The organism is Pollutimonas bauzanensis (genome assembly GCF_900129885.1).
GTDB lineage: Bacteria > Pseudomonadota > Gammaproteobacteria > Burkholderiales > Burkholderiaceae_B > Pollutimonas > Pollutimonas bauzanensis.
The window spans coordinates 43,266-44,360 of the sequence record NZ_FQXE01000024.1 but is presented as its reverse complement, the minus strand read 5'-3'; the positions used below and the strand labels follow the sequence as shown (position 1 = coordinate 44,360).

At 63.1% G+C, this 1,095-nt stretch carries 1 protein-coding gene; it reads right to left on the bottom strand.

What is annotated here, in order from left to right:
* Positions 1-1,095 (bottom strand): cadherin-like domain-containing protein (locus tag BUB23_RS25515; RefSeq protein WP_178372401.1); only part of this gene is annotated, 1,095 nt, incomplete at both ends.

Here is a 1,095-nt window from a genome sequence, read left to right as displayed (position 1 = left end):
ACTCTTGCGTCACCGTCGCGCCATGCGTATCGGTTGCCGTGACCACGATGGTGTACACGCCCTTGGCGCCATCCACATCGCCACCTTGCGAGGCGGATTTGTCCAGCGTACCGGTGATCACGCCCGCTTCGCTGATCGTCAGCCCGGGGGGCAGGCCCGTAGCCGTGAAGGTCAGGGTGTCACCGTTGTCCACGTCCTGGAACTGGCCCGAGACATCCACCGGATCGATAAGCTGCGCATCTTCACCCACTTGATTACCAAGCTCCACACCCGGAGTCAGGATCGGCGCATCGTTGGTGCCCGTCACCGTTACCGTCAGTGTTGCGTTGCTCGTGGCGCCGTCGGCATCCGTCACCGTATAAGTGATGCTGCTGGTCGCCGTGGCGCCCTGCGCCAGGCTCTGGAAGGCGCTGCCTGGATTGAAGCTGTAGGTGCCATTAGTGTTCAGCGTGAAGGTGCCGCCATCGGAACCGGCCACAGCCGAGCCCACATTCGTGGCTGCGCCATTGACGTGGCTGACTGTCAGCGCATCGCCGTCCTTGTCCGTGTCATTGGCCAACACGCCCAGTGCGGGATCGCTCACCGTCAGCGTTGCGTCTTCGGTTGTCGCACCCGCATCGTTGACCGCCACGGGCGCAGGATTGCTCACGTCCCACTGGAACTCTTGCGTCACCGTCGCGCCGTGCGAGTCGGTGGCCGTCACCGTGATCGTGTACACGCCCTTGGCGCCATCGACATCGCCACCTTGCGAGGCGGATTTGTCCAGCGTGCCGGTGATCACGCCCGCTTCGCTGATCGTCAACCCGGGAGGCAGGCCCGTAGCCGTGAAGGTCAGGGTGTCACCGTTGTCCACGTCCTGGAACTGGCCCGAGACATCCACCGGCGTGATCGCTTGGGCATCTTCGCTCACCTGGTCGCCCAGCGTCACACCTGGAGTCAAGATCGGCGCATCATTCGTGCCTTGAATCTGGATAGTCAAAGACGCCCGGGCGCTATCGCCGTCGTTGTCGGTGACGGTGTAGTCGAGCTTGAAGGACTCGAGCTGGCCCTGGGCAAGCGCTTGCGTGTGCTCGCTCTGGTTGTTCAAGGTGAACA